The organism is Streptomyces similanensis (assembly GCF_039543625.1).
GTDB lineage: Bacteria > Actinomycetota > Actinomycetes > Streptomycetales > Streptomycetaceae > Streptomyces > Streptomyces similanensis.
In genome coordinates this window covers 26,113-51,771 of record NZ_BAABKC010000009.1, presented here as the reverse complement: position 1 = coordinate 51,771, position 25,659 = coordinate 26,113, and the positions used below count along the sequence as shown (strand labels likewise).

At 73.6% G+C, this 25,659-nt stretch carries 26 protein-coding genes and 2 tRNA genes; 12 read left to right on the top strand and 16 right to left on the bottom strand.

The features are described from left to right. The first annotated feature begins 148 nt into the window (after positions 1-148). Positions 149-222, top strand: a tRNA-Lys gene (locus ABEB07_RS03005). Between the two features lie 73 nt (positions 223-295). Here the strand turns inward: ABEB07_RS03005 and ABEB07_RS03000 are convergent. The 3 genes from ABEB07_RS03000 to ABEB07_RS02990 all read right to left on the bottom strand — a co-directional run bounded on the left by ABEB07_RS03000 (position 296) and on the right by ABEB07_RS02990 (position 2,787). Further along, a complete protein-coding gene (locus ABEB07_RS03000; protein WP_176149105.1) occupies positions 296-763 on the bottom strand; it encodes a DUF3592 domain-containing protein in 468 nt (155 codons plus the stop codon). 125 nt (positions 764-888) lie between these two features. Continuing rightward, a complete protein-coding gene (locus ABEB07_RS02995) occupies positions 889-1,494 on the bottom strand; it encodes a lytic polysaccharide monooxygenase auxiliary activity family 9 protein (RefSeq protein ID WP_164588287.1) in 606 nt (201 codons plus the stop codon). A gap of 201 nt (positions 1,495-1,695) precedes the next feature. Then, a complete protein-coding gene (locus ABEB07_RS02990; RefSeq protein ID WP_345666929.1) occupies positions 1,696-2,787 on the bottom strand; it encodes an SPFH domain-containing protein in 1,092 nt (363 codons plus the stop codon). 200 nt (positions 2,788-2,987) lie between these two features. On the opposite strand from ABEB07_RS02990, the gene ABEB07_RS02985 reads away from it, so the two are divergent. From ABEB07_RS02985 to glxA, 3 genes are all read left to right on the top strand, one after another. Beyond that, positions 2,988-3,061 (top strand) — tRNA-Lys (locus ABEB07_RS02985). Positions 3,062-3,322: 261 nt separating this feature from the next. After that, positions 3,323-5,062: a glycosyltransferase family 2 protein gene (locus ABEB07_RS02980; protein WP_345666890.1), complete on the top strand. Its 1,740-nt coding sequence runs from the start codon at positions 3,323-3,325 to the stop codon at positions 5,060-5,062. Further along, positions 5,059-6,999, top strand: coding sequence for a radical copper oxidase GlxA (glxA, locus tag ABEB07_RS02975; protein ID WP_345666889.1), 1,941 nt, complete (start codon positions 5,059-5,061; stop codon positions 6,997-6,999). The genes ABEB07_RS02980 and glxA overlap by 4 nt, the downstream gene beginning before the upstream one ends. A gap of 74 nt (positions 7,000-7,073) precedes the next feature. Here the strand turns inward: glxA and ABEB07_RS02970 are convergent, their stop codons facing one another. The 12 genes from ABEB07_RS02970 to ABEB07_RS02915 all read right to left on the bottom strand — a co-directional run bounded on the left by ABEB07_RS02970 (position 7,074) and on the right by ABEB07_RS02915 (position 17,931). Beyond that, on the bottom strand, positions 7,074-8,129 hold the full coding sequence (locus tag ABEB07_RS02970) for a glycoside hydrolase family 6 protein (RefSeq protein WP_345666928.1): 1,056 nt from the start codon (positions 8,127-8,129) through the stop codon (positions 7,074-7,076). A gap of 63 nt (positions 8,130-8,192) precedes the next feature. After that, positions 8,193-8,504, bottom strand: coding sequence for a hypothetical protein (locus ABEB07_RS02965; RefSeq protein ID WP_345666888.1), 312 nt, complete (start codon positions 8,502-8,504; stop codon positions 8,193-8,195). Positions 8,505-8,518: 14 nt separating this feature from the next. Next, complete coding sequence (locus tag ABEB07_RS02960; RefSeq protein WP_345666886.1) at positions 8,519-8,911, bottom strand: hypothetical protein; 393 nt, start codon at positions 8,909-8,911, stop codon at positions 8,519-8,521. Between the two features lie 133 nt (positions 8,912-9,044). Continuing rightward, complete coding sequence (locus ABEB07_RS02955; protein ID WP_164587296.1) at positions 9,045-9,824, bottom strand: HAD-IIA family hydrolase; 780 nt, start codon at positions 9,822-9,824, stop codon at positions 9,045-9,047. A 120-nt stretch (positions 9,825-9,944) separates the two neighbouring features. Next, positions 9,945-11,024 (bottom strand): 2-aminoethylphosphonate ABC transporter substrate-binding protein, encoded by a 1,080-nt coding sequence (locus ABEB07_RS02950; RefSeq protein WP_345666884.1) that lies wholly within the window; start codon positions 11,022-11,024, stop codon positions 9,945-9,947. Positions 11,025-11,080: 56 nt separating this feature from the next. Then, positions 11,081-11,878 carry an ABC transporter permease gene (locus ABEB07_RS02945; RefSeq protein ID WP_345666883.1) on the bottom strand — a complete coding sequence of 266 codons (798 nt, stop codon included), beginning with the start codon at positions 11,876-11,878 and terminating at the stop codon, positions 11,081-11,083. Then, the gene (locus ABEB07_RS02940; protein WP_425588940.1) at positions 11,865-12,776 is read right to left on the bottom strand and encodes a 2-aminoethylphosphonate ABC transporter permease subunit; all 912 of its coding nucleotides are present in this window, start codon (positions 12,774-12,776) and stop codon (positions 11,865-11,867) included. The genes ABEB07_RS02945 and ABEB07_RS02940 overlap by 14 nt, the downstream gene beginning before the upstream one ends. Continuing rightward, the gene (locus ABEB07_RS02935; RefSeq protein ID WP_176149111.1) at positions 12,766-13,818 is read right to left on the bottom strand and encodes an ABC transporter ATP-binding protein; all 1,053 of its coding nucleotides are present in this window, start codon (positions 13,816-13,818) and stop codon (positions 12,766-12,768) included. The genes ABEB07_RS02940 and ABEB07_RS02935 overlap by 11 nt, the downstream gene beginning before the upstream one ends. A gap of 1 nt (position 13,819) precedes the next feature. Then, entirely contained in the window at positions 13,820-14,539 is a 720-nt protein-coding gene (locus ABEB07_RS02930; RefSeq protein WP_345666881.1) for a phosphonatase-like hydrolase, read from the bottom strand. Positions 14,540-14,547: 8 nt separating this feature from the next. Beyond that, positions 14,548-15,672, bottom strand: coding sequence for a TIGR03364 family FAD-dependent oxidoreductase (locus ABEB07_RS02925; RefSeq protein WP_345666880.1), 1,125 nt, complete (start codon positions 15,670-15,672; stop codon positions 14,548-14,550). 155 nt (positions 15,673-15,827) lie between these two features. Further along, a complete protein-coding gene (locus tag ABEB07_RS02920) occupies positions 15,828-16,583 on the bottom strand; it encodes a GntR family transcriptional regulator (protein WP_164582833.1) in 756 nt (251 codons plus the stop codon). A gap of 100 nt (positions 16,584-16,683) precedes the next feature. Next, the gene (locus tag ABEB07_RS02915) at positions 16,684-17,931 is read right to left on the bottom strand and encodes an ROK family transcriptional regulator (RefSeq protein WP_425588944.1); all 1,248 of its coding nucleotides are present in this window, start codon (positions 17,929-17,931) and stop codon (positions 16,684-16,686) included. Between the two features lie 135 nt (positions 17,932-18,066). Here ABEB07_RS02915 and ABEB07_RS02910 point away from each other — a divergent pair, with 135 nt between their 5' ends. From ABEB07_RS02910 to ABEB07_RS02900, 3 genes are all read left to right on the top strand, one after another. Continuing rightward, positions 18,067-19,167 carry a Gfo/Idh/MocA family oxidoreductase gene (locus ABEB07_RS02910; protein ID WP_345666878.1) on the top strand — a complete coding sequence of 367 codons (1,101 nt, stop codon included), beginning with the start codon at positions 18,067-18,069 and terminating at the stop codon, positions 19,165-19,167. Beyond that, entirely contained in the window at positions 19,164-19,640 is a 477-nt protein-coding gene (locus ABEB07_RS02905; RefSeq protein ID WP_345666877.1) for a heme-degrading domain-containing protein, read from the top strand. Before ABEB07_RS02910 ends, ABEB07_RS02905 begins: the two co-directional genes overlap by 4 nt. 128 nt (positions 19,641-19,768) lie before the next feature. Beyond that, entirely contained in the window at positions 19,769-20,647 is an 879-nt protein-coding gene (locus tag ABEB07_RS02900) for an LLM class F420-dependent oxidoreductase (RefSeq protein WP_345666876.1), read from the top strand. A 69-nt stretch (positions 20,648-20,716) separates the two neighbouring features. On the opposite strand, the gene ABEB07_RS02895 is transcribed toward ABEB07_RS02900, so the two are convergent. Then, positions 20,717-21,085, bottom strand: coding sequence for a peptidoglycan-binding domain-containing protein (locus tag ABEB07_RS02895; RefSeq protein WP_176149116.1), 369 nt, complete (start codon positions 21,083-21,085; stop codon positions 20,717-20,719). Positions 21,086-21,709: 624 nt separating this feature from the next. Between ABEB07_RS02895 and ABEB07_RS02890 the strand changes: the two genes are divergently transcribed. The 5 genes from ABEB07_RS02890 to ABEB07_RS02870 all read left to right on the top strand — a co-directional run bounded on the left by ABEB07_RS02890 (position 21,710) and on the right by ABEB07_RS02870 (position 25,645). After that, on the top strand, positions 21,710-23,017 hold the full coding sequence (locus ABEB07_RS02890; RefSeq protein ID WP_345666875.1) for a peptidoglycan-binding protein: 1,308 nt from the start codon (positions 21,710-21,712) through the stop codon (positions 23,015-23,017). Positions 23,018-23,158: 141 nt separating this feature from the next. Further along, positions 23,159-23,536 (top strand): peptidoglycan-binding domain-containing protein, encoded by a 378-nt coding sequence (locus ABEB07_RS02885; protein WP_345666873.1) that lies wholly within the window; start codon positions 23,159-23,161, stop codon positions 23,534-23,536. Positions 23,537-23,593: 57 nt separating this feature from the next. Beyond that, complete coding sequence (locus ABEB07_RS02880; protein ID WP_176149119.1) at positions 23,594-23,992, top strand: peptidoglycan-binding domain-containing protein; 399 nt, start codon at positions 23,594-23,596, stop codon at positions 23,990-23,992. Between the two features lie 6 nt (positions 23,993-23,998). After that, on the top strand, positions 23,999-24,418 hold the full coding sequence (locus ABEB07_RS02875) for a peptidoglycan-binding domain-containing protein (protein WP_345666872.1): 420 nt from the start codon (positions 23,999-24,001) through the stop codon (positions 24,416-24,418). A gap of 216 nt (positions 24,419-24,634) precedes the next feature. Beyond that, positions 24,635-25,645, top strand: coding sequence for a helix-turn-helix domain-containing protein (locus ABEB07_RS02870; RefSeq protein WP_345666870.1), 1,011 nt, complete (start codon positions 24,635-24,637; stop codon positions 25,643-25,645). Positions 25,646-25,659: the final 14 nt, after the last annotated feature.

Here is a 25,659-nt window from a genome sequence, read left to right as displayed (position 1 = left end):
GCGGGCCGACCGCTTTCGGCCACTCCGTCCGGGCGCCGGTGCCGCTGGCGCCGGCGATCCGGCTCACGGGCGGGTGGTCACGAGCACCCCTGAGCACCGGGTAGTATTTTCTTCGTCGCCGACCGCGAGAGCGGACGGCGGGAGTCATGCGCCGCTAGCTCAGTTGGTTAGAGCAGCTGACTCTTAATCAGCGGGTCCGGGGTTCGAGTCCCTGGCGGCGCACAGTGACGATGGCCCTCGCGGAAGCGGGGGCCATCGTCGTATGTCACGGGCGCGCCCCGGACGGGGCGGGGCCTCACGGCATGAAGTCGTCCGTCGCCGAGAAGATCATGTGGGCGACGGCCATGAAGGTCAGACAGAGGGCGATGAACACACCGAGGAAGGCGAAGACGCAGCCCTGCTCGGCGGCGAGCCGACCGCGGCGCGCCGGGGTGTGCGCCGTCGCCTCCTCGGGGCGCTCGGCCCGGTAGTGCACGGTGACGACGTCGCCCTCCAGGACCGTCCCCGGCCCGCCCGTCTCCTCGAACCGCACCCCGCGCCCCTCGCGGGTACGGAACTCGTACACGTGGTGCAGCGTGGTGCTGACGGAGGTGTCCGCGCCGCCGCCGCTGGTCGTGGTGTACGTCCGCAGACACCGTGCCTCGGCCGTCAGGCCGCTGTCCCAGGCGCCGCGCACCCGGCGCGCCCGCCGGGCGGCCGAGACCAGTCCGAGGACCGCGAAGGTGATCATGAGCACGGGCACGGCGTAGAACAGCGCTTCCATGGTTCCCCCCGGAACTCCCCCGCCCGGCCCCGATCGGCCGGCGTGGCAGGAACCTACCCACGCCGGCCGTCCCGGCGGCTCAAGCAATGCTCAGAGATCGTTCCGGGCCGGGAGAGCCCGCCGGGTCAGAACGTGACGTCCGAGCAGGCGTAGAACGCGTTGCCCGTGTCGGCGATGGTCCACACGCCGACGATCACGTGGTGGCCGCTCAGCCCGGACGGCAGGGTGCCGCTGTGGCTGAGGGTGGCCGGCGGCTGCTTGCCGCCGTAGGGGACCGTCAGGAACGGGGTGGTGTTCAGGTCGGCCCGGGTCAGGGCGTGGTTCTGGTTCCAGCCCTGCTTGGTGGCGTAGTACTTGAAGTCGGTCGTGGCGTGCCGGGCCGTGAACTGCCAGCGGAAGGTGTAGCTCTGGCCGCCGGTGACCTTGGTGGTGGGCCAGGCGCCGCCCGAGGGGGCGGTCGGGCTGTTCAGGGAACCGAACTCGCTGTGGTTGCCCGAGCAGATCTGCCCGTCCGCCGGCCCGGACGCCGGGAAGCCCTTGGGGCCCTCGACGCTCTGCGGCTCGTACTGGATGGAGCCGCAGCCCTTCACCGTGCCGTTGGCGCAGAGCAGTTGCCTGCTGATGGGGAGGTCGGTGTAGCCGTGGCTGCTGGCGCCGCCGGTGGAGAGGACGAACGCTCCGGCGGTGGTGAGGCCCAGCACGGCCGCGTACAACTTGGCCTTGGTCCGCATGTGGTCGCTCCTGGTGAACGTGTGGGGAGGTTCGGTGAGCCGGACTGTGCTGCGTGCGGTGGTGCATGCGGTGCGATGCGGCGCTCGCGCGCGATGCTTGGTGCGCGATGCTTCGTGTGCAGTACTTCGTGCGCGATGGTCCGCATGTTGGTCTAGACCAAGTCTCAGATTATGAGCACTCTTTGAACATGTCCATACCAATCACGGGCTGGTTTCCCGGCGTCCGGCGCAGAACGCCACCGTCAGGTCCCGCACCAGGACCTTGCGCTCGCCGGCGTCGAGATCGACCAGCCCGCGCATGGTCAGCCGGGTCACCGTGTCCTCCACCGAGTCCACCACCGAGGTGAGCGCGCCGGCCCGGTCCCGGGCGTCCAGCGCGGCGACGCTGCGCCGGTGCATGGCGTCGGCGACCTCGGGGGCGTACTCGACGCGGGCCGGCCGCACCGAGTACACCTCCAGGCCGACCGCCGCCGTCTCCCGCGCCACCAGCCGGGTCAGCGCCTCGCCCGCCGCCTCCGCCGCCCCGCGCGAACCGCCCGGCGCCGCCACCCGCACCCGCGCGAGGGCGGCCTCCACGCACGCGCGCAGATACGCCTCGTGGTCGTCGATCCCGAGCGCGGCGCGCGCCGTGTCCCGCACCCGCCACACCACGAGGACCGCCACCCGCAGCGGGACGCCGTTGGCGTCGGCGGCCGGCATCGGCTCGCTGCGCCAGTGCCGCAGCCGTACGTCGATCCGGCGGCGCGGCGTCAGCGGGTTGATCCACAGCAGTCCGGTGCGCCGGACCGTCCCCTGGTAGCGGCCGAACAGCCCGAGCACCCAGGCCCGCCCGGTCCGGCCCTGGGCCAGCCCGCCGAAGCCGGCCAGGGCGAGCGCGCCCGCGCCGGCGTACGCCGCCCACTGGAGCGCTCCGAGACCGGCGCCCGCGCCCGGCGCGGGCGGCAGTGCGCCCGCCCACCAGGAGGTGGCCGCGCAGCCCGCCGCCCCGCACACCCCGGCGAGCACCCCCACCGCCGCCGGCAGCACCAGAGCCGGCCGCGCCGTCAGCGCCGGTTGAGGCTCCGGCGCCGCGTTGGCGGGCGCGGGCGCGCGGCGGCGGGGGCGCGCCTGCTCGCCGGCGCCCCGCCTGCTGCCCACCACGGCGGGCCCGAGGGCGATCGGGGCGGTCCGGGGCTCCCGGCGGCCGGGGTCGGGATCGTCGCGGAACAGGAGGTGGACGGGGATCTCGGTGGTGATCTCGTTCTGGATCAGCCGCGAGACGGAACGATTCGCCAGGTCGGCCGGGGCATCCATGCGATCCACGTCACACTCCATACGGACTTGTCCGGATCTGTGCACGGTGATCCGTGTCACAACGCGGCTGAGAATAAGCCTGTCTGACGACCAGAAGGACGTATCGGAGTCGCCTGGGGGGGGGGACGGACGCCGCGGCGCCCGCCTCCCGCTGGTCACGACCACCGCCCGCGGTCCGGTAAAGTTCTCCGTGTCAGCAGGCGCCGCTAGCTCAGTTGGTTAGAGCAGCTGACTCTTAATCAGCGGGTCCGGGGTTCGAGTCCCTGGCGGCGCACCGACAGCAAAGGCCCCTCGCGCGAGCGGGGGGCCTTTCGCGTGCCGCGGATCTCCGCCGTACGCCCCGCTCGCCGCCTCCCGCAAGCCGCCTCCGCCCCCGCTCGCACTCATGTGCGCCCTCGCGTCTTGCGTACATCTGGGCGGTTAGCTCCGCATTTCGTGTGTTGCGATCATGCTGGACACCGTAGAACCTTGGTTGCCAAGTTGCTTCCTGTTCAGGGTGGTTGGGGGTGCAAACGCCTCGAATGGCTGTTTGGGGATGACGCGTGACTACGACTACGAGCACTACAGCCGCCTGGCCGGACCGCTCACCCGGCCCGACCCCGACCGGCCCTACCGGGTGCGCTACCGCTCCCTGCTCTCCCAGGAACCGCACCGCCTGCGGGTCACGCTGATGCTGGCCGCCGCCCCGCTGCTCTCCCTCATCCTGCTGGGCTGGCTGATGCGGCCGGACCACTGGACCGAGCGCGACCACCCGGCGTACGGCTTCCTGCCGGCCCTCGACGTGGTGATGCTGGTCTCCATCGGGCTGATCGAACTGTTCCGCTGCCTGAACGTGCTGTCCAACGCGCACGCCACCCTGGTCGCCCGCGACCCCGTCCCGGTGGTGCCCGAGACCGGTACCAGGGTCGCCTTCCTCACCAGCTTCGTGCCCGGCAAGGAGCCGCTGGAGATGGTCACCCGGACCCTTGAGGCGGCCGTGCGGCTGCGTCACCGGGGCGTCATGCACGTCTGGCTGCTCGACGAGGGCGACGACGAGGAGGTGAAGGCGGTCTGCGCGCGCCTGGGCGTGCACCACTTCACCCGCAAGGGCGTCGCGCGCTGGAACCGGCCCGAGGGCCCGTACCGCGCGAGGACCAAGCACGGCAACTACAACGCCTGGCTCCAGGCGCACGGCGACGCCTACGATGTCTTCGCCTCCGTCGACACCGACCACGTGCCGCTTGCCAACTACCTGGAGCGGATGCTCGGTTACTTCCGCGACCCGGACGTCGGCTTCGTCGTCGGCCCGCAGGTCTACGGCAACTACGACACCTTCGTCACCAAGGCCGCCGAGTCGCAGCAGTTCCTCTTCCACGCCCTGATCCAGCGGGCCGGCAACCGCTACGGCGCGCCGATGTTCGTCGGCACCTCCAACGCGGTGCGGATCGCCGCCGTCCAGCAGATCGGCGGCCTGTACGACTCGATCACCGAGGACATGGCCACCGGCTTCGAGATGCACCGCACCAGGAATCCGGCGACCGGCCGCAAGTGGCGGTCGGTCTACACCCCGGACGTGCTCGCCGTCGGCGAGGGGCCGGCGGCCTGGACGGACTTCTTCACCCAGCAGCTGCGCTGGTCGCGTGGGACGTACGAGACGATCCTCACGCAGTACTGGAAGGGCTTCGGCACGCTGCCGCCCGGCCGCCTCCTCAACTACACCATGATGATCGTCTTCTATCCGATGTCCGCCCTCAACTGGATCCTGGCCGCCCTCAGCTGCGCGCTCTTCCTGGGCCTGGGCGCCTCCGGCGTCGACATCGACCCGACGGTGTGGCTGATGCTGTACGGCAACGCCTCGGCGCTCCAGATCGGCCTGTACGTCTGGAACCGCCGGCACAACGTCTCCCCGCACGAACCCGAGGGCTCCGGCGGGGTGGCCGGCATGATGATGTCGGCCCTGTCGGCGCCGATCTACGCCCGCTCGCTCGCCGACGCCGTGCTGCGCCGCCGCAGCCGGTTCGTGGTGACCCCGAAGGGCGACTCGGCGAGCCCGGACACGCTGTTCGGCACCTTCCGGGCGCACTGGTTCTTCGTCCTGGTCTTCGGCGGCTCGATCGCCGCCGGCGCCGCCCTCGGTCACCCGCACCCGGCGATGCTCACCTGGGCCTCGCTCGCGCTGCTCATCACCGCCTCGCCGATCCTGCTGTGGCGCTGGACGCTGCGCGGCGACCGGCGCGCCCGCGCGAGCGCCGCCCACGTCATGCGCCCGGGCGCGGCGGGGGGTCGTGAGGGATGAGGGGGCGGCAGGCCGGCTTCCGCCGGGCGCGCCGGGTCGGGATCGGCGCGGTGGCGGTGCTCGCGCTGGCCGGGATGAACGGGCCGTGGCTCTACCGCTTCGGCGCCGCGCGCTACCACCAGTACAAGATCAACGAGTCCGGGTACAAGGCCGCCAACGGCCACTGGGACATCGTGGAGTTCCCGAAGGAGTACCGGCAGGACACCATCCACGCCGTGCTGCTGCACACCGGCAAGGTGCTGCTGGTGGCCGGCTCCGGCAACAACCAGGCGAACTTCGACGCCCGGCGGTTCGACTCCCGGCTCTGGGACCCGGTCGCGGGCACGGTCGAGAGGGTGCCCACGCCCGACGACCTGTTCTGCTCCGGCCACACCCAGCTCGCCGACGGCTCCGTCCTGATCGCGGGCGGCACCAAGCGGTACGAGAAGCTGAAGGGCGACGTCACCAAGGCCGGCGGTCTGATGATCGTGCACAACGAGAACCCGGACCAGCCGGTCACCCTGCCCGCCGGCACGACGTTCACCGGCCGGGCCAACGGCAAGACGTTCGTCTCCAAGGACCCGGTGCTGGTACCGCGCGCCGAGAAGAACTTCGACCGCGGGACCGGCAGGTTCCTCGGCAACACCCCCGGCCTCGGCCGGATCTACGTCGAGGCGCTCAGGAGCGGCACGGCGTACGAGACCGGCGCCCAGGACAACTACCGGATCAGGGGCCTGACCGGCGCGGATGCCCGCAACACCTACGGCATCGCGCAGAAGCTCGCCCTGGACAAGAAGGACTTCCAGGGGATCAGGGACGCCTACGAGTTCGACCCGGTCGCCGAGAGGTACGTCAGGGTCGATCCGATGAACGAGGCCCGCTGGTACCCGACGCTCACCGCCCTGAGCGACGGCAGGGTCCTCGGCGTCTCCGGCCTCGACGACATCGGGCAGCTGGTCCCGGGCAAGAACGAGGTGTTTGACCCGAGGACGCGGAAGTGGACGTACACCCCGAAGACCCGTCAGTTCCCGACCTATCCGGCGCTGTTCCCGACGCTGGACGGCCGGATCTTCTACTCCGGTTCGAACGCCGGCTACGGACCGGCCGACGTGGGGCGCGACCCCGGCCTGTGGGACCTGGCGAGCAACCGGTTCACCAAGGTGCCGGGGCTCCGTGACGCGGCCCTGACGGAAACCTCGGCGACGGTGCCGCTGCCGCCCGCGCAGGACCAGAAGTACCTGGTCGTCGGGGGCGGCGGGGTCGGCGAGTCTAAACGGTCCAGCCCGAGGACCCGGCTGGTGGACCTGACGGCGAAGCACCCGCGCTTCACCGACGGCCCCTCCCTGGAGAAGGGCACCCGCTACCCGCAGACCTCGATCCTGCCCGACGACTCGGTGCTGGTCTCCGGCGGCTCCCGCGACTACCGGGGGCGCGGTGACTCCGACATCCTCCAGGCCCGGCTGTACGACCCGCGCGCCAACACGTTCACCCGCGTCGCCGACCCGCTGGTGGGCCGCGACTACCACGCGGGCTCGCTCCTGCTGCCCGACGGCCGGGTGATGTTCTTCGGCTCCGACCCGCTCTACGGCGACAAGGCCGGCACCAGGCCGGGCGTCTTCGAACAGCGCATCGAGATCTACTCGCCGCCCTATCTGTACCGGGGCCCCCGGCCCACGCTGTCGGGCGGCCCGCGCACCGTCGCGCGCGGCGCCTCGGCCACGTTCACCTCGCGGCACGCGGCGGCCCTGCGCACGGCCCGGCTGATCCGGCCGAGCGCCTCCACCCACGTCACGGACGTCGACCAGCGCTCCATCGCGGTGGCCTTGCGGACCTCGGGCGACCGGGTCACGGTGACGGTGCCGAAGAACCGGAACCTGGTCCCGTCGGGCTGGTACATGCTGTTCGTGGACGACGAGAAGGGGACGCCGAGTACGGCGCAGTGGGTGAAGGTGCCGTAGCGGCGGCCGGCTCGGGGCGTCGTACGGGGTACGGGGTACGGGCAGCAGGCGTCCCGAGCCGGTCGCCCCCTCGCCTACTCGCTCGCCGCCGCGAGCCCCAGCGCGTACTCCGCCCACCAGTCCCCCGCCTTCGGGCCGCCCTTGCAGGCGCCGTCGGACTCGCCGGGGCGTTTGACCCAGAGGTAGGCGTCCACGAGGGGGTCGGCGGTCCTCGTCGTGGGCGGCTCGCCGAGGGCGCGGCCGGGCGGGTTGCACCAGCGCTCGGCCGGATCGCCGTCCGTCCAGGGGCCGTTGCCGTTGCGGCTGGTGTCGATGACGAAGTGCTTGCCGCCGACCTTCGCGGACAGCCGCCTGCCGTAGGCGAGGGAGTCCTCGGTGGAGTAGAAGTTGGCGACGTTGACGGCGAAGCCGTCGGCCTTCTCGACGCCGGCGCGCCGCAGCGGTCCGTAGATCTGGTCCGGCCGGCCCCAGCCGGCGTTCCCGGCGTCCAGGTAGACCTTGGTGCGCGGCAGGGACTTGAGCCGGACGACGGCGCCCGCGAGCAGGTCGTAGCGCTCCTCCCGCACCTCCTGGGGGGTGCAGCCGTCCACCAGGTGCAGCACGGCGTCCGGTTCCAGGACGACGGTGGCGGCGCGGTCGCCGACGCCCCGGGCCACGCCGTCGATCCAGGCGCGGTAGCCGTCGCCGTCGGCGGCGCCACCCCGCGAGTACTGGCCGCAGTCGCGGTGCGGGATGTCGTAGAGGACGAGCAGCGCGGTGCGGCCGGCCTTCGCCGCGGCCTCGGTGAAGCCGCGCGCCTCCCGCTCGGGGTTCTCCGGGCCGATCCACTCGCCGGTCGGCTGCTCGGCGATCCGCCGGACGCGCGCGGCGTCGGCCGTCCGCCCGGCCTCGGCGTACGCGGCGAGCTGACGGGCCGCCCTGCTGTCCGGGTCGACCCAGTACGGGTCGCGGTCCCCGGGCCGCTGGGTGACGGCCGCGTTCACGCCGCCGCCGTGCCCGCCGTCGTCCGCGCCGGAGGAGGAGCAGCCGGTGAGCAGCAGGGCCGCGCCCAGGAGCGTCGCGGCCGCCCGCGTCGTGCCGTTCACGCCGTTCGTGCCGTTCGTGCCGTTCACGCCGTTCACGCCGTACATGCGGTTCCCCCCGTGCTGCGCTCGGGTGTGCGGCACGCGTTCATGCTGCCAGGCGGCGCCGGCTCAGGGGCCGGTTCCGATCAGGTGCACCGAGGCGGGTGACGGGGCGGCGGGCACGGGACGGGCGCGGGACGGTGCGGCGGGGGGCGTCGGCCCGGTCCGGTCGGGGCGGCCGGCGGCGGCCATGTCCCCGGTGGCCGGGCCGGCCGGGCGCTGCGGCACGTCGGCCCGCCGGCCGCCCCACAGCCACAGTCCGAGCAGCAGCACCAGCCAGGCGGTGCCGGTCAGGAGACGGCCGGCGCCGTACCGGCGTTCCTCGAAGCCGGGGGCACCGGGAATGCCGGAGGTGCCGGGCGTGTCGGGGGTGTCGGGCATGGCTGATCGCTCCCTCAGTCCGTTCCCCGGCGCGTCCGGCGCGTCCGGTCCCGGCCGACCGCCCGGGACAGCAGGACGACCGCGACCGCCGCGACCGCCGCGAGGACGAGTCCGGTCACCGCGTGCGCCGTGCCGGGACTCTCCGGCACGGCCTGCGCGGACGCGGACGCGGATGCCGACGGCGCCGGCCGGACCGGCGTCGGCACGACGGCGAGGCCGCCGCCGCTGGGGTTCGCTCCGGTGGGGCTCCCCCCGGTGGCCGGGGGCGACGAGGTCACCGCGGCCCGGCGGTGGCCGGCGCCGTCCGCCCGGTCCGCCGGGCCCGCGGCGCCGGCGGTGTCGATCACCGGGGCGACCGCGCCGGCCACCAGCAGCCCCGCGCAGACGGTCAGGCGCAGTGAACCCATCGTGAGACCTCCGCTGACAGGAGACCTCCCGCGGGCCGCCCCCGCATCCCGCGACGGCCCTCACTGCTCCGAACGAGTGAGCGACGGCGGGCGGCGGCGGCCGGGGCCGGGGCCGGAGCCGGGGCCGGTGCGGTCAGATCCGGTCGACGAGGTCCGCGATCGAGTCGATGACCTCGGAGGGCCGGAACGGGTAGCGGTCCACGTCCTTGGGCTGGGTCACCCCGGTCAGGACCAGGAACGTCCGCATCCCGGCCTCCAGACCGGCCAGTACGTCGGTGTCCATCCGGTCGCCGATCATCGCGGACGTCTCCGAGTGGGCGCCGATCGCGTTCAGCCCGGCGCGCATCATCAGCGGGTTGGGCTTGCCGACGAAGTACGGCTTGCGGCCGGTCGCCGCGGTGATCAGGGCGGCGACGGAGCCGGTGGCGGGCAGGTCGCCCTCGACGGAGGGGCCGACGTTGTCGGGGTTGGTGGCGATGAACCGGGCCCCGTCGTTGATCAGCCGCACCGCCTTGGTCAGGGCCTCGAAGGAGTACGTCCGGGTCTCGCCGAGGATCACGAAGTCGGGCTCGTGGTCGGTGAGGATGTAGCCGATCTCGTGCAGCGCGGTGGTCAGGCCGGCCTCGCCGATGACGTAGGCGCTGCCGCCGGGCCGCTGGTCGTCGAGGAACTGGGCGGTGGCCAGCGCGGAGGTCCAGATGTTGTCCACCGGCACGTCCAGGCCCATCCGCAGCAGCCGGGCGTGCAGGTCGCGCTGGGTGTAGATGGAGTTGTTGGTCAGCACCAGGAAGGGCCGGCCGGAGTCCCGCAGCTTCTTGAGGAAGGCGTCGGCGCCGGGGATCGGAACGCCTTCGTGGATCAGGACACCGTCCATGTCGGTGAGCCACGACTCGATGGGCTTGCGGTCTGCCATGTCTGTGCGTCTCCTGGCGTGCGTGCGGTCGTACGGGCGGGGGCGCCGGAACCACGGCGTACCGACGCCCCCCAGCCTAATCAGCGCCGCGGTCGAGCCGCCGGGCAGCCGCCGCGCTCGTCAGCTGCCGGTGGCGGACTTCCAGGACTCGACGTAGGACGGCAGGTTGGTCTCGATGTCCTTCCAGTCGGGCTGGAAGACCTCCACGCCGGTCATGAGCTTGGCCAGCGCGACGGCGTCGGCGTCGGTGGCCTTGACGTCCTGGCGGGCGCTGAAGCCGCCGCCGATCTCGCTGACCTGCTGCTGGGTGCGCCGGTCGAGCAGGAAGTCGAGGAGCTTCTCGCCGTTGGCGCGGTGCGGGGCCTTGGTGACCAGGCCGGCGGCGTAGGGCAGGGCGAAGGTGGTGCGCTTGCCGTCCGGGCCGGCCGGGAACCAGATGCCGAGGTGGGGCATGGTCTTGGACTGGGCGTAGTTCATCTGCACGTCGCCGTTGGCGACGAGGAGTTCGCCCTTGTCGACCTTGGGGGCGAGCTTGCCGGTGGAGGCGGACGGGCCGACGTTGTTGGCCTGGAGCTTCTTGAGGTAGGCGAGGGCCGCGTCCTTGCCGCCGAAGTCGTGGATGGCCTTGATCAGCACGGCGGTGCCGTCGCCCGCGACGCCCGGGGTGGAGTACTGGAGCTTGTTCTTGTAGGAGCCCGCGAGGAGTTCGTTCCAGGTGGCGGGGGCCCGCTTCAGCTCCTTCTTGTTGTAGACGAAGCCGAAGTAGTTGTTGACCAGGGCGGTCCAGGCGCCGTCGGCGGCCTTGTCGGCGGCGGCGACCTGGTCGGCGCCCTGGGGGGCGTACTTCTGGAGCAGGCCCTTGGCGTCGGCCTGCTGGATGAACGGCGGGAGCGTGACCAGCACGTCGGCCTGCGGGTTGCTCTTCTCGCGGACGGCGCGCTGCACCACCTCGCCGGAGCCGCCCTCCACGTACTTGACCTTGATGCCGGTCTGCTTCTCGAAGTCCGCGAAGGCGCGGTCGTACCAGCCGTCGCCGTTCTCGCCCTTGAGGCCGTCCGCGCTGTAGACGGTGACGACCTTGTCGTCGGCGGCCGCGGACTCGCCGCCGCAGGCGGACAGCAGCGGGGTGGCGAGCAGGGCGAGGGAGAGGGCGAGGGCGGGCTTGACGCGGTTTCCGGGCAGGGCGGGGTTCCTGGGCATGGCGGGACGGACTCCTTGCGGTGGAGAGGGTTCGGTGGTGCGGGGAGCGCGCCGGGTCAGCGGTAGGAGGCGCGGGTGCGGACGCGGGAGACGGCCAGCAGGACGAGGAGGGTGGCGGCCATCAGGACCACGGCGACGGCGGAGCCGGTGAACAGGGCGCCGCGGTCGGTGGCCGCGAAGATCAGCACGGGCAGCGGTGTCCAGTCGGGCGGGTAGAGCATCATCGTGGCGCTCAGCTCGCCCATGGACAGGGCGAAGCAGAGGCCCGCGGCGGCGGTGAGCGAGGGCAGCAGCAGCGGCAGCCGCACCCGCCACAGCACGTAGGCGGGCCGGGCGCCGAGGGAGGCGGCGGCCTGCTCGTAGCCGGGGTCGAGGCGGACGATAGCGGCCGAGACGGACTGGTGGGCGAAGGCGGTGACCAGCACGGTGTGGGCGACGATCACGATCGAGCCGGTGCCGTTGAGGAGCAGCGGCGGCTGGGAGAACGCCACCAGGACGGAGAGGCCGACGACCACCGACGGGACGGCGACCGGCAGCACGAACAGGGCGTCCACCACCCGGCGGTGGCGCTTCTTCAGGGCCGCCGCCGCGAGTGCGGCCCAGGTGCCCGCGGTCAGCGCGAGCAGGCTCGCGGTGAGCGCGGTGACCAGGCTGGTGGTCAGCGCCTGGAGCGCCTCGCCGCGGGTGGCGGCGCGGTAGTTGCCGGTGGTCAGGCCGGAGGGCAGGACGCCGGACCAGTGGGTGGCGAAGGACGCGCCGAGGACGACGAGCAGCGGAAGGGCGAACAGGGGCACGAAGAGGACGAGGAAGATGGCCCACAGGGCCCAGCGGGCCCCTCGGCTATGCACCAGCACGACGGCTCACCACCCGGTAGAGGCCGTAGAGGCCCACGGAGATCAGGACGTTGACGACGGCGACCACGCACGCGCCCGGATAGTCGGACTCCAGGATCGCCTTGCCGTAGACGAGCATCGGCAGGGTGGTGACGCCCTTGGCGCCGGTGAACAGCACGATGCCGAACTCGTTGAGGCAGAGCACCAGGACGAGGCTGCCGCCGGCCGCGAGCGCGGGCAGCGCCTCGGGCCAGATCACCTGCCGGACGATGCGCGGGGCGCGGGCGCCGAGCGAGCCGGCCGCCTCCAGCTGCGCGGTGTCCAGTTGGGCGAACGCGGCGAGCAGCGGGCGCATCACGAACGGCGTGAAGTAGGTGACCTCCGCGAGCAGGACGCCCCAGGGCGTGGTCAGGAACGCGAAGGGGCCGTCCGGGGCGCCGGTGGCCCCGGTCCACAGGCCGTTGGCGAGGCCGGTGCGGCCGTAGACGAAGAGGAGGGCGAGGGTGATGAGGAAGGAGGGGAAGGACAGGAAGACGTCGATGAACCGGGCGACCGCCCGCGCCCCGGGGAACGGCACGAACGCGATGACCAGCGCCAGCAGGAACCCGAGCACCAGGCAGCCGGCGGTCGAGGCGAGCGCCAGCCAGACGGTCGTCCACAGCGCCTCGCGGAACGCCGGGGAGGCGAACACGTCGGCGTACGGCTTCAGGGAGACGCCGCCGGTGTCGGGCTGGACGGACTGGCGGACGACGAGGGCGAGCGGGTAGAGGAAGAAGACGGCGAGCAGGGCGACGGGCGGCGCCGCCCACAGCAGCGGCGCCGCTCCGCGCAGCCGGCGCCCCCGGCGGGCTCCGGGCCGCGCCGCGTGGACGTCCGGAGTCGTCGTGGGGGCGGTGCACGGGGTGAGGTCAGTGGTCATCGCCGCCCACCCCCGCGGCCAGCAGCACCGCGTCCTCGGGGGCGAAGTGCAGGGCGACCTCGGCGCCGTGCGCGGGCGGGTCGCGCAGCTCGGGCAGGTCGGCCATCACCGGGTGTCCGGCCACCTCCACGTGCAGGCGGTGCGTGGAACCGCGCCACTGGATCTCGCGGACGGTGCCGGTGAGCCGGTTGGGGCCGTCGCCGAGGCCGACCAGGTGCGGCCGGACGCACAGGGTGGCCCGCGCGCCCGCCGCCGCGCCCGCGGTGTCCACCGTCAGCTCCGCGCCGCCGAGGGCCGCGCCGGAGGCGGTGACGGTGACCGGGAGCAGGTTGGCGTTCCCGACGAAGGAGGCGGTGAACGCGTCGGTGGGCGCCCGGTACAGCTCGCGCGGTGTGCCGCAGGCCCGCAGCCGGGCCTTGTCCATCACCGCGATCCGGTCGGCCAGGGTCAGCGCCTCCATCTGGTCGTGGGTGACGTAGAGGATGGACACGTCGGGCAACTCGCGGTGCAGGCGCGCCAGTTCGGCGAGCATGCCGGAGCGCAGCCGGGCGTCCAGCGCGGACAGCGGTTCGTCCAGCAGCAGGACGGCGGGCCGGACGGCGAGCGCGCGGGCGATGGCAACCCGCTGCTGCTGCCCGCCGGACAGCTCGCGCGGGTAGCGGCGGGCGTAGGCGGCCATGCCGGTCATCTCCAGCGCCTCGGCGACCCGCCCGCGGATCTCCGCCCTCGGGGTGCGGCGCGCCTTCAGGCCGAAGGCCACGTTGTCCTCGACCCGCAGGTGCGGGAAGAGGGCGTACTGCTGCACGACCATGCCGATGCCCCGCCGGTGGGGCGGCAGGTCCGTCACGTCCCGCCCCCCGAGCAGCACCCGCCCCGACGCGGGCCGCACGAACCCGGCGACCGCCCGCAGCGCGGTGGTCTTGCCGGACCCGGAGGGCCCGAGGAGCGCCATCACCTCGCCGGGCGCGACGGTGAGGTCGAGCGAGTCGAGGACGACGTTGCCGTCGTAGGCGACCGTGACGGAGTCGAAGCGGATGCTCATCTCATCGTTCTCCTCGGAGCAGGGCGGGAAGGGCGGCCACGGAGGGCAGGACATGGGTGGCGCCGGCGGCGCGCAGCTCGGGTTCGGCGTGCGCCCCGGTCAGCACTCCGGCGACCAGGCCCGCGCCGGCGCGTACGCCGCTGAGCGCGTCGTAGCTCGTGTCGCCGGCGACGGCGATCTGGTGCACGGCCTCGGCGGCCCGGGTGCGCAGCAGGGCGGTGAGCACCATGTCCGGGTAGGGGCGGCCGCGGCCGCCCGCGTCGGCCGGGCACAGGGTGAGCGGCACCAGGTCGCGCCAGCCGAGCGCGTCGAGGATGGCGTCCTGGGTGACCCGGGCGAAGCCGGTGCTCAGCACGACGGTGCGGCCGTCGGCCCGCAGCTCCTCGATCGCCGCGCGGGCGCCGGGGATCTCGGCGACGAGCCCGCCGTCCACGAGTTCGCCGTACGCCCGCTCGAAGGCGGCGTTCGCCTGCTGGGCCAGGTCCTCGGCGCCGAACAGGTGGCGGAAGACGGAGATCTTCGACTCGCCCATGGTGGCGCGGACGTAGGCGAGCTTGTCGGCGTGGTCGGCGGAGCCGGGCTCGACGCCCAGCTCGGCCGAGGCGGCGGCGAACGCCCGCTCGACCAGGCCGCCGTCGGCGACGGTGGTACCGGCCATGTCGAGGACGACGAGCCGGATGTCCCGCGCGTCGGGGGTGTCGGGGGTGTGCTTGTCGGTCATGTTCCTTCTCACCAGCCCAGTTCGTCGGCGGTCTGTTCGGCGATCGCCGGGGAGCAGGTCATACCGCGCCCGCCCGGCCCGGTGACCAGCCACACCCGGTCGCGCACCTGCTGCCGGTGCACCACCCGGGCGGGGTCGGTGCACTGCGCGTACACCCCCGCCCAGCGGCGGCGGACCTTGGGCAGCGGGCGGCCGAGCAGGGACTCGACGACCCCGGTGAGGTGGTCGTAGGGGTCCTCGACGGTGTCGAAGGCGAACGGGTGCTCGTACTCGTGGGTGTCGCCGATGGTCAGTCCGCCGTCGGCGCGCTGCACCATGAGCAGCTGCATCCGGTGCGCGGCGGCGGTCTCGGGCTGCGGCTGCGCCGCGTTCAGCTCGTCCAGCGCGCCGGAGGCGTACGCCGGGTAGTAGCGGAAGCTGTCGGCGTCCGCGACCGAGGTGGTCAGCGGCTCGCCCAGCGGGTCGGTCTGCATCATCTGGAGCCGCACCCGCCGCACCGGCAGGCCGGGGCCGGCCAGCTCGCGCACCAGGCCGCCGAGCCAGGCGCCCGTGCACAGCACCACCACGTCGGCGTGGTGCACGTCGCCGTGGTCGTCGCGGACGGCGCCCGCGCCGACCACCTCGCGGACCTCGCGCCCTGGCAGGAAGGTGTAGTTCGGATGCCCGAGCAGCTCGGCGCGCAGGGCGAGCTGCGCGGTGCGCGGCTCGACGGCGGCGTCGCGCTCGCAGTACAGGGCCGCGTCGAACGCGCCGCGCAGCGCCGGGTTGAGGGCGCGGGCCTCGGCCGGGGTCAGCAGCTTGTGGCCGCGGGCGGCGGCGTCCGGGCGGGCCACCGCGGCCTCGGCCACGGCCAGCTCCCGGGCGCCGCGTACGGGGGTGAGGGAGCCGTTGGCGCGGAAGCCCAGCTCGGGCACCCGGGCGCCGATCTCCTCCCACAGCTCGCGGGCCCGCAGCGCGGTCTCCAGCTCCGCGCCGGCCGCCCGGCCGCTCACCCAGATCTGGCCGAAATTGCGCAGCGACGCGCCGCGCGCCTCGGCCTCGCGTTCGATCTGCACGACCTCGTGGCCGCGTTCTATTGCCTGCCAGGCGTGCATGGTGCCCACCACGCCGGCTCCGACGACTGTCACTTTCACGACGGCAACGCTCCTCGCTCACGGAGAACCGGAAGAGTCCGGCTGACAACGAGAGCCTGAACGAGCCATCACGATTGGGCTAGACCCGTTACCTTTTCGTGATGCGATTCGCGGGGCGGGAGTGGCGTTTCTCTCAGCGATCGGGGGGAGCGGTTTCAGCCACGCAGATGGGCGCTGAAGGAGAAGCGGTCGCCCCGGTACAGGCTGCGCACCCGCTCCAGCGGCCGGCCGCCGGTGTCCCGCGAGGCGCGGTGGATCAGCAGCATGGGCAGCGCGGGCGGGGTGCCGATGAGCAGCGCCTCGCGCGGGGTGGCGAGCACCGTCTCGATGCGCTCGTCGGCGTCGCCGAAGGCCAGGCCGAGGCCGCGCAGATAGGCGTAGAAGGAGGAGTCGGGGTCGAAGTCGGCGTCCAGGCGCGGCACCCGGGCCACGGCCACGTAGGTGCTCTCCAGGCCGACCCGCTCGTCGTCCGCGAGCAGCACCCGCTCCAGGTGCCAGACCGGCTCGCCCCGACTGAGCCCCGTCTCGTCGGCGAGCGCGTCCGGGCACGGGAAGCGGTCCAGCGAGACCAGGGTGCGGCCGGGGGTGCGGCCCTGCCGCCGCACGCCCTCGGTGTAGCTGGCCAGCGACAGCGGCTGCTCCAGCTTGGGGCCCGCGACGACCGTGCCCCGGCCCTTGCGCCGCAGCTTGCCCTCCAGCACCAGCTCGCGCAGCGCCTGCCGCACGGTCTCGCGGGCGACGCCGTACTCCTCGGACAGGTCGCGTTCGGTGGGGATCGGGCGGCCCTCGCCCAGGGCGCCGACGAGGCGGTCGATCCTCGCCTTCACCGCGTAGTACTTCGGAATCCGGCCGTGCTCCGGGATGCCGGAGCGGACCGGGGCGCCGGGGGCCTGGTCGTTCGGGTAGTCCACCCGGGGATCGTCGCAGACCGGAGGCGCGGCACTCCAGTCGTGGCCGGTTCGGTCGTGGCCGGTTCGGCCCCCTGAGGACCCCGGTCACCTGGCGTTCTCCTCAGCCCTCGCCCCGTCCGAACACCGGCGCCAGCAGCAGCTGGGCGGCGCCCTCGGCGACGGTGCGGGCTCCGCCCGGTACGGCGCGGACCGGCACCGCGTCCCGCGGCAGCCCCTCGCGCACGGCCCGCGCGGCCACCCGCTCCCCCACCCCGGCCGCGAACACCCCGGGCGCCGCCGCGACCGTACGGCCGCCCAGCAGCACCAGGTCGATGTCCAGCAGCCCCACGAGATTGGCGGCCCCGACGCCCAGCACCCGCGCGGCCTCCCCGACGTCCCCGCGCGCCACGGCCGCCAGGCACAGCGCCTCCAGGCACCCCCGGTCACCGCATCCGCACGGCGGTCCGTCCAGCTGGATCACCTGGTGCCCGAACTCCCCGGCCCCGGTCCGCGCCCCCCGGTGCACGGCGCCGCCGATCACCAGTCCGGCGCCCAGTCCCGTACCGAGATGGACGTAGGCGAAGGAGCCGGCCCCGTCCTCGGCGGCGGTGAGCGCGAGGCCCAGGGCGGCCGCGTTGGTGTCCTTGTCGACCGCGACGGGCACGCCGAGCCGCCGGCCCAGGGCGTCGCGCAGCGGGAACCCGTCCCACTGCGGGAATCCGGTGACCCGGTGCAGCACCCCGCCGCGGTGGTCGAGCGGCCCGGGCAGCGCGACGCCGACGCCCACCAGGGACGCGGCCGCCGCCGCTCGCGGTGACTCCGCCCCGAGCACCTGGCCCACCAGCGCCTCGGCCTGCGCCGCCACCGCTTCGACGACCTCCTCGGCGCCCGCCCGCGCGGCCAGGTCCAGCGGCCGCGTCCGCTCCCCGACCACCGTCCCGTTCAGATCGGTCAGGACGGCCCGCACCTCGTCGCGGTCGAGGTGCACGCCCACCGAGTGCCCGGCCTCGGGCACCAGGCGCAGCACCGTGCGCGGCTTGCCCCCGGTGGACGCCCGCCGGCCCGCCTCGGCGGCGAGGCCGCGCTCGCGCAGCCGTGCGGTGATCTTGCTGACGGCCTGCGGGGTCAGCCCGGTGCGCTCGGCCAGCTCCAGCCGGCTGATCCCGTCGGCCCCCGCCCGGCGCAGCAGGTCGAGCACCAGCGCGGTGTTGTGGCTGCGCAGCCCGAGGAGGTTCACGCCGCGTCCCGCACGCGTCTCCGCCCCCGCACCCGCGCCCGCCCCTGATCCGGACCCGGCCTCTGTCCCCGATCCCGGCCCGGACCCGGTTTCCCCGGACCCGGTCCGCCCGGCCCCGGTCTCCGCCGTCACCGCGTCCACCCCGCCTTCCGCACCGCTCACTCCCTCACCTGGCCACCGGCGCGTTCACGCGTCCGCGCCGCCGCTCACTGCGTTCATTCTCCCCCGCGCTTGCACTTTGGCAACAGCGTTGCCAAAGTGGAGTGCATGACTGGCCCCAAGACCGGCACCGAGTCCGGTGCCCCCCTCCGCGTCGGCCTGATCGGCTACGGCCTCGCCGGCTCCGTCTTCCATGCCCCGCTGATCGCCGCGACCGAGGGCCTGGCCCTCGACACGGTCGTCACCTCGAAGGAGGAACGGCAGGCACAGGCCCGGGCACAGTTCCCGGACGTCCGCACGGCCGCCGACGCCGACGAGCTGTTCGCCCGCGCCGGCGAACTCGACCTCGTCGTCATCGCCTCCCCGAACAAGACGCACGTCCCGCTCGCCACCCGGGCCCTGGAAGCGGGCCTGCCGGTGGTCGTGGACAAGCCGCTGGCCGGCACGGCGGCCGAGGCGCGCACCCTCGCGGACCTCGCCGAGGAGCGCGCACTGCTGCTGTCCGTCTTCCAGAACCGCCGCTGGGACAACGACTTCCTGACCCTGCGCGAGCTGATCGCCAAGGGCGCGCTGGGCGACGTATGGCGCTTCGAGTCCCGCTTCGAGCGGTGGCGGCCGCGGCCCAAGGGCGGCTGGCGCGAGTCCGGCGACCCGGCGGAGATCGGCGGTCTGCTCTACGACCTCGGCAGCCACGTCGTCGACCAGGCCCTGGTCCTGTTCGGCCCGGTCACCCAGGTGTACGCCGAGGCGGTCGTGCGCCGCGCGGGCGCCGAGGCCGACGACGACACCTTCCTCGCGCTGACCCACGACAGCGGCGTCCGCTCCCACCTGTACGTCTCCGCGACCACCGCCCAACTCGGCCCGCGCTTCCGGGCGCTGGGCTCGGAGGCGGGCTACGTCAAGTACGGCCTCGACCCGCAGGAGGCGGCCCTGCGCGAAGGGCGCCGGCCGGGCGCCGAGGGCGCTGCCTGGGGCGAGGAGGAGGAGTCCCTGTGGGGCCGCGTGGGCGCGGGCGAGTCGCCGGTGACCGGCGGCGGCGACCCGGTGCCGACCCTGCCCGGCGACTACCCGGCGTACTACGCCGCCGTGGCCGCCGCCCTGCGCGACGGCGCGCCGAACCCGGTGACCGCCCGCGAGGCGGCCGCCACGCTGGACGTCCTGGAGGCGGCCCGCCGCTCGGCCCGCGACGGTGTGACGGTGACGCTGTGACGGCGCCCGGGGCCGCCCCCACGATCGAGGAACTCGAAGCACAGGAGGACCGCCTGGTCTTCGACCGCTTCACCCATGACGACGCCTGGGCGCTGGGCTCGCTGCTGGTGGAGCTGGCGCGACAGCGGCAGGCGCCCGTCGCCGTCGACATCCACCGCGCCGGCCAGCAGCTCTTCCACGCGGCGCTGCCCGGCTCCACCCCCGACAACGACGCCTGGATCGCCCGCAAACGCCGGGTGGTGGAGCGCTACGGCTGCGCCTCCTACCTGGTCGGCGCCCGCTTCCGGGCCAAGGGCACGACGTTCGAGGAATCCTCCCGGCTGGACGCCGACGCCTACGCGGCGCACGGCGGCTCCTTCCCGATCACCGTGGCGGGCGCCGGCGTGATCGGCGCGGTGACGGTGTCGGGCCTGCCCCAGGTGGCGGACCACCGGCTGGTGGTGGAGGCGCTGGAACGGTTCCTGGCGCGGTAGCTCCGCCGCGGCGCACGCGAGGGCAGCCCGGAAATACCGTCGCCCTCCCTCCGGTTGGGGTTGGCTGTGTACGCGACGATCAAGCGCGCGTGATGACCACGGCGACCCCGCCCGGAGGGATGGAACCGATGAGCGACACGGCAGCCCCACTGAAGGAGACGGTCGGCCGGTACGGCGTGTGGAACGCCGGCCTGCGCGCGGAGGACCCCGCACGACGCGGGGAGATCGCCGAGGCCGCCGCCGAGCTGGAGGAGCTGGGCTTCGGCGCCGCCTGGCTCGGCAGCAGCAGCGCCCCGCGGCAGGCGCTCCCCCTCCTGGAAGCGACGTCGACGCTGACCGTCGGCACCAGCATCCAGAGCATCTGGCAGTACGAGGCCGAGGAGAGCGCCGCCGCCTTCCATGAGGTGGACGCGGCGCACCCGGGCCGCTTCGTGCTCGGGCTCGGGGTGAGCCACGCCAAGCTGGCCGAGCACTACCGCCGCCCGTACTCGGCGCTGGTCGCCTACCTCGACGCGCTGGACGCGGCGAAGGTGCCCGCCGAGCGCCGGGTGCTGGCCGCGCTCGGCCCGAAGACGCTGGAGCTGTCCCGCGACCGGGCGGCGGGCGCGATCCCGTACCTGGTCACCCCCGAGCACACGGCCCGCGCCCGCGAGATCCTGGGCGCGGAGCCGCTGCTGGCACCGGAGTTCAAGGTGGTCCTGGAGGAGGACCCGGAGCGGGCCCGCGCGATCGCCCGCGACGTCCTGGCGATGTACCTCACGCTGCCGAACTACACCAACAACTTCCTGCGCCTGGGCTTCACCGAGGACGACGTCCGGGGCGGCGGCAGCGACCGCCTGATCGACGCGGTGTTCGCCTGGGGCGACGAGGACCGCGTCCGCGCCCGGATCGAGGAGTTCCGCACGGCCGGCGCGGACCATGTGGCCCTCCAGGTGGTGACGGGCACGGGCGACCACGACGAACTCCCCAGGGAGCAGTGGCGCCGCCTGGCCGCCGTCCTCAGCTGACCCGGGACGGGGTGGTGGGGGCGTGGCCGGTGTCCGGCCGCGCCCCCGCCCGCAGCACACGAAGCGGCGTCAGCAGATACGCTCCGCCTCGACGGGAATGTTGCTGAACGCGTCCAGCGCGGCCCAGGTGTTCGGGCCGACGATGCCGTCCTGCGCGAGGTTGAAGCAGCCCTGGAACTTGAGCACGGCGTTGTACGTCAGTCCGCCGAAGACGCCGTCGATCGCGAGGTCGGGGCCGGACATGTTCTCGTTGAGCTGGCACTGGAGGGCCTTCACCGACGCCCCGGTGTCGCCGTAGTCGAGCTCCGGCTCGGCAGAGCTGTACTGCCTGCCGCAGTACAGGTAGTTGGGGGCCGCGGAGGCGGCGCCGGCGCCGGCCACGCCCGCACCGAGGATCAGGGCGGCGGCGGTGACGAGGGTGACGAGTCTCTTGCCCATCGGGGGACACCTGTTCGTGCGAAGGGATACGGGATACGGAGAGGTTCAGCGGGTTCAGGCGGGGGCGCTCCGGGAGACACGCGGCGAAGTCCGCGCACCGAGCCGTGAGAGACGCCGGAATGTCCGGCTCCCCGCGTGGGGCCCGGGCCCGAGGGCACCGGGGGCGAGGGCGCCGGGTGCGAGGGCACCGGTCGCCGTCCGCGCTGTGGTCAGGACTGTTCCACAGCCGCGGTCCACGGGACAACAGCGCACCGTCCCAGGGTGGTCCGAGCAGCGTCCCAGGACTCTGACCTGCTGTTACTCCCGCGCTCGACGGTGATTCCGGGACGGTCGGCCCACACCACCGCGACCCGGCCCGCCGGACGACTCCCCTGCCCGCCGGACGACTCCCCTGCCCGCCGGCAGATGTGCCGCCCCGCTCCGCCGCGGGCGCCGCACACCGTCCCTTCTCTCCACTCAGCCGCAGGTCAGCGGCCTGGGACGTCCCATGGTGTCCCAGGCCGCCGTCCGGGCTGGTGGGACGGCGGCGTCGTGTCCAAGGATGGTCGTCGCCGGCCGGCACCCCCCACCACCCCATCCGTCCCTCCCCCGGGCATGTCCCGGGACATCAGGGAGAGAACCCACGTGTCCACAACGATCCTCCGCATGCCCGGACGGGCGGGCGGCGCGCCCGTCACCTCACTGGTGCTCGCCCTCGCCGCCGTCCTGCTCGGCCTGTTGCTCGGCCCGGCCGCGCCGCAGGCCCAGGCGGCGACCGACGTACGCCTGCTCCAACGCGACCTGGCCGGCCTAAGCTACGCCCCGCTCAGCGCCGTCGACGGCGTCTACGGCAGCCAGACCACCGCATCGGTGCGTCACTTCCAGAGCGACAACGGCCTGGACGTGGACGGCGACGCCGGCCCCGCCACCATGAGCGCGCTCACCGCGAAGGTGAAGCAGGTGCAGAGCAAGGCCGGTACGTCGGCCGACGGCGACTACGGCTCCGGCACCCTCGGCGCGGTGAAGTCGTACCAGAGCGCGCACGGCCTCGACGCCGACGGCATCGCCGGCCCGCTGACCATGGGCGCGATGAACATCGACCGCATCACCTCCAGCGGCACCGGCGCCAGCAGCGACACCAAGCTGTTGCAGCGCAACCTGGTCGGCCTCGGCTACCTGGCCGCCGGCGGCGTGGACGGCGTCTACGGTCCGGCGACCAAGGACGCGGTGCTGTCGTTCCAGAGCGACAACGCCCTGGACGTCGACGGCATAGCGGGCCCGCAGACCGACGCCGCGCTGACCGCGAAGGTCAAGCAGGTGCAGAGCAAGGCCGGCACCCCGGCCGACGGCGACTACGGCACCGCCACCCTCGGCGCGGTCAAGTCGTACCAGAGCGCGCACGGCCTCGACGCCGACGGCATCGCCGGCCCGCGGACCATGGCGGCCATGGGGATCGCCCGCGAGCTGGGCGGCGGCAACCCCGGCGGCGGCAGTGGCGGCAGCGGCGGCACGCCCAGCGTCCCCCCGCTGTCCGGCAGCGCCCGGGACAAGATCGTCCAGGCCGCCGGCTCCCAGCTCGGCGTCCACGAGTGGGGCAACAACTGCAACCCGTACGGCCCGTGCGAGGCCTGGTGCGCCCTGTTCGCCAGCTGGACCTGGCGGCAGGCCGGCGTCAACTTCAGCACGGCGTTCAGCGGTGACTTCTACTACTACGGACGCGACCACGGCACGCTGCACAGCGGCCTGAGCAACCCGCAGCCCGGCGACGCCATCGTCTTCGGCAGCGGTCCGCAGAACACCAGCACCAGCGTGCACGTCGGCATCATCGAGAAGGCCAACGCGGACGGCACGGTCGACACCATCGAGGGCAACTCCGACGACCAGGTGATGCGCCGCCACTTCAGCCCGGCCGCGCGCGGCGCCTACGCGATCGTCTCCCCCGCCGGGGCGTGACCCCGCCCTGATGCCCGGTCCGGGCCCGCCCCGTACCGGGCATCAGAACCCGCCCGCCCCACCGGTCCACCGACCGCCCACCCGACCGGTCGACCGACCCACCGGCCGACCGATCCACCGATCCACCGAAGGGAAACACCCATGCGCGTGAGACTCGCCGCCGCCGCGACCACCGGACTCCTGCTGATCACCGGCCTCGGCATCGGCGTCGGCGGCGCGACCAGCGCCTCCGCCCTCTCCCGGGGCAACTACTGCGGCGGCGTCTACACCTTCGACGAACCCGAGGTGAGCTACGGCGACCGGGGCACCGCCGTCAAGGCCGTGCAGTGCGCGCTGAACCGCAGTGTCCGCAACGTGAATCTCGCCGAGGACGGGGCCTTCGGCCAGCTCACCTACAACGCCGTCGTCAAGTTCCAGGGCTGCGCCGGCCTCGCCCAGGACGGCATCGTCGGCCCGAAGACATGGAAGGAGCTGGACAACTGGAGCACCTGGGACACCAGCGGCTTCTGGATCTGCTGAGGCGCCCGGTGCGCGCCCCCATCACTGACCACTCACGGAAGAAGGACCCACTTCACCATGCCCAGGATCCGGTCCCGCAAGGCCCTGTCCGCCCTGTCGCTCGCCGTGACCGCGGCCGGCTCGCTGCTGCTGGCGGCGCCCTCGGCCCACGCCGGCGACTATCTCGACTCCTGCCTCAACAGCGTCGGTAGCCGCACCTCCCCGAACGGCGTCTGGACCATCCCCGCCCGCACCTTCTCCCAGGGCTCGTCGGGGGTGTGCGTGCAAGAGATCCAGTTCGACGTCTCCTCGGTCATCGGGCTCGACCCCGCCGACTTCCCCGGCTTCGTCGACGGCCGCTACGGTCCGAAGACCGACGACTACGTGCGCCGGTTCCAGCGTGCCTTCGGCCTCCAGGTCGACGGCATCGTCGGCCCGCAGACCTGGCAGCTGCTCATCGCCCGGACGACGGACTGATCCACGATGACCGGAGCGAACGGACGGGCCGCGCGCGGGCGTTGCGGCCTCGCCGCCCTCGTGCTCGCCGCGTCGGCACTGCTGGCGGCCGGGACCGCGCCCCCCGCCCAGGCCAGTTGGGACGGCGACCTGCGGACCTGCGAGAACCAGTACGGCCACGAGCACTACCTCGGCTGGGACATCCCCACGGTGCTCCTCGCCCGCGGCTCGACCGGAGTGTGCGTACGGGAGTTGCAGGAGGAACTGGTCGAGGTCGGCGTGGTCCCGGCCGCCGATCAACCCGGCTTCGTCGACGGCGACTTCGGGCCCAAGACGTACGGCGCGGTCGTGACGTACCAGAGCCGGTACGCGGTTCCGGGCGGCGCCGACGGCGTCGTGGGGCGGAACACCTGGCACAGCTTGATCTCGCACGTCTACTACGAGTAGTCGTACCGCCCGGCTGCTGAACGGGCCGGGAAACACCGCCGCCGCGACGTGCGCCGCCGTGGCCGCGCGTCGCGGCGGCAGTATGCTTCCCCTCGACTTTCAGACCGGAGCACCGGCCTGAGGCGGGGGGCAAGTCCATCAGCGGACCGGCAGGGGTGCCGGTCCGCCGCTGTGTCCTCGGCTGGGGCCGGTGGTCCATCAGCGAACGGGCCCACAGTGAGCGACAGCGACAGAGTTCTCCCCGTATCCCCCTCCTCGCCGGACCCCGCTGCCGGACTGCACGCGGAACTGCTCGCGCTGAAGCAGCGGTCCGGGCTCAGCTACTCCCGGATCAGCGCGCTCACGCACTACTCGAAGTCGTCCTGGGAACGCTGGATCAACGGCAAGCAGTTCCCGCCCCGCGGCGCCGTGGAGAGCTTCGCCCGCGCCGCGCGGACGGACGCCGGGCCCCTGCTGGGACTGTGGGAGCGGGCCGAGCGGGCCCGCGGCGCCACCGCGGAAGGGGACGGACCCGCACCCGAGCCGACCGCACCTGAAGCCGAGTCGATCGCCGCTGCACCCGAGTCGACCGCAGCTGACGTGCCCGAACCCGCGCCGGACGCGGCCGAGGACCAGGCCGCTCCGGCCGCCCCAGCCGCTGCCCCCGCCACCGACACCGAGAACCCTCGGACCCCTCGGACCCCTCGGTCCGCTCGGTCCGCTCGGACCCCGGGGCGTCGCCGGGCCCCGTTCCTGATCGCGGCCGCCGTGGCGGCCGCCGCCGCGCTGACGGCCGCCGGCCTCACGATCAGCCACTACGTCTCGGACGGCCGCGAGGAAAGCCCGGCCGCCGGCGGCCGGGCGGCCGATGCCGCCGCGGCCGCGCGCACCGACCCGGTCGGCTGCACCCAAGCCGGCTGCACGGGCAAGGACCCGGGGGCCATGGGCTGTGCCCGGGACGGACAGACGCTCGCCCTGGACCGCAACGGGGACATGGTGGTCGAACTCCGGTACAGCAGGACCTGCGGCGCCGCGTGGGGACGGATCACCTACGCGAAGCCCAAGGCGGTCGTGGACGTGAACAACTCCAGCGGCACCGCCGAGGCGACGCCGGTGCACTGGGGCAACGACGTCTACTCCCCGATGGCCGAACTGAGCGGCGAGCAGACCGCCTGGGCCTGCGGTACCCAGCCGGGTGGCAAGAGCCGGACCTGCACCGTCCACAGCCCGGTCCCCGCCGAGCACTGAGCGGCCGAAACGCC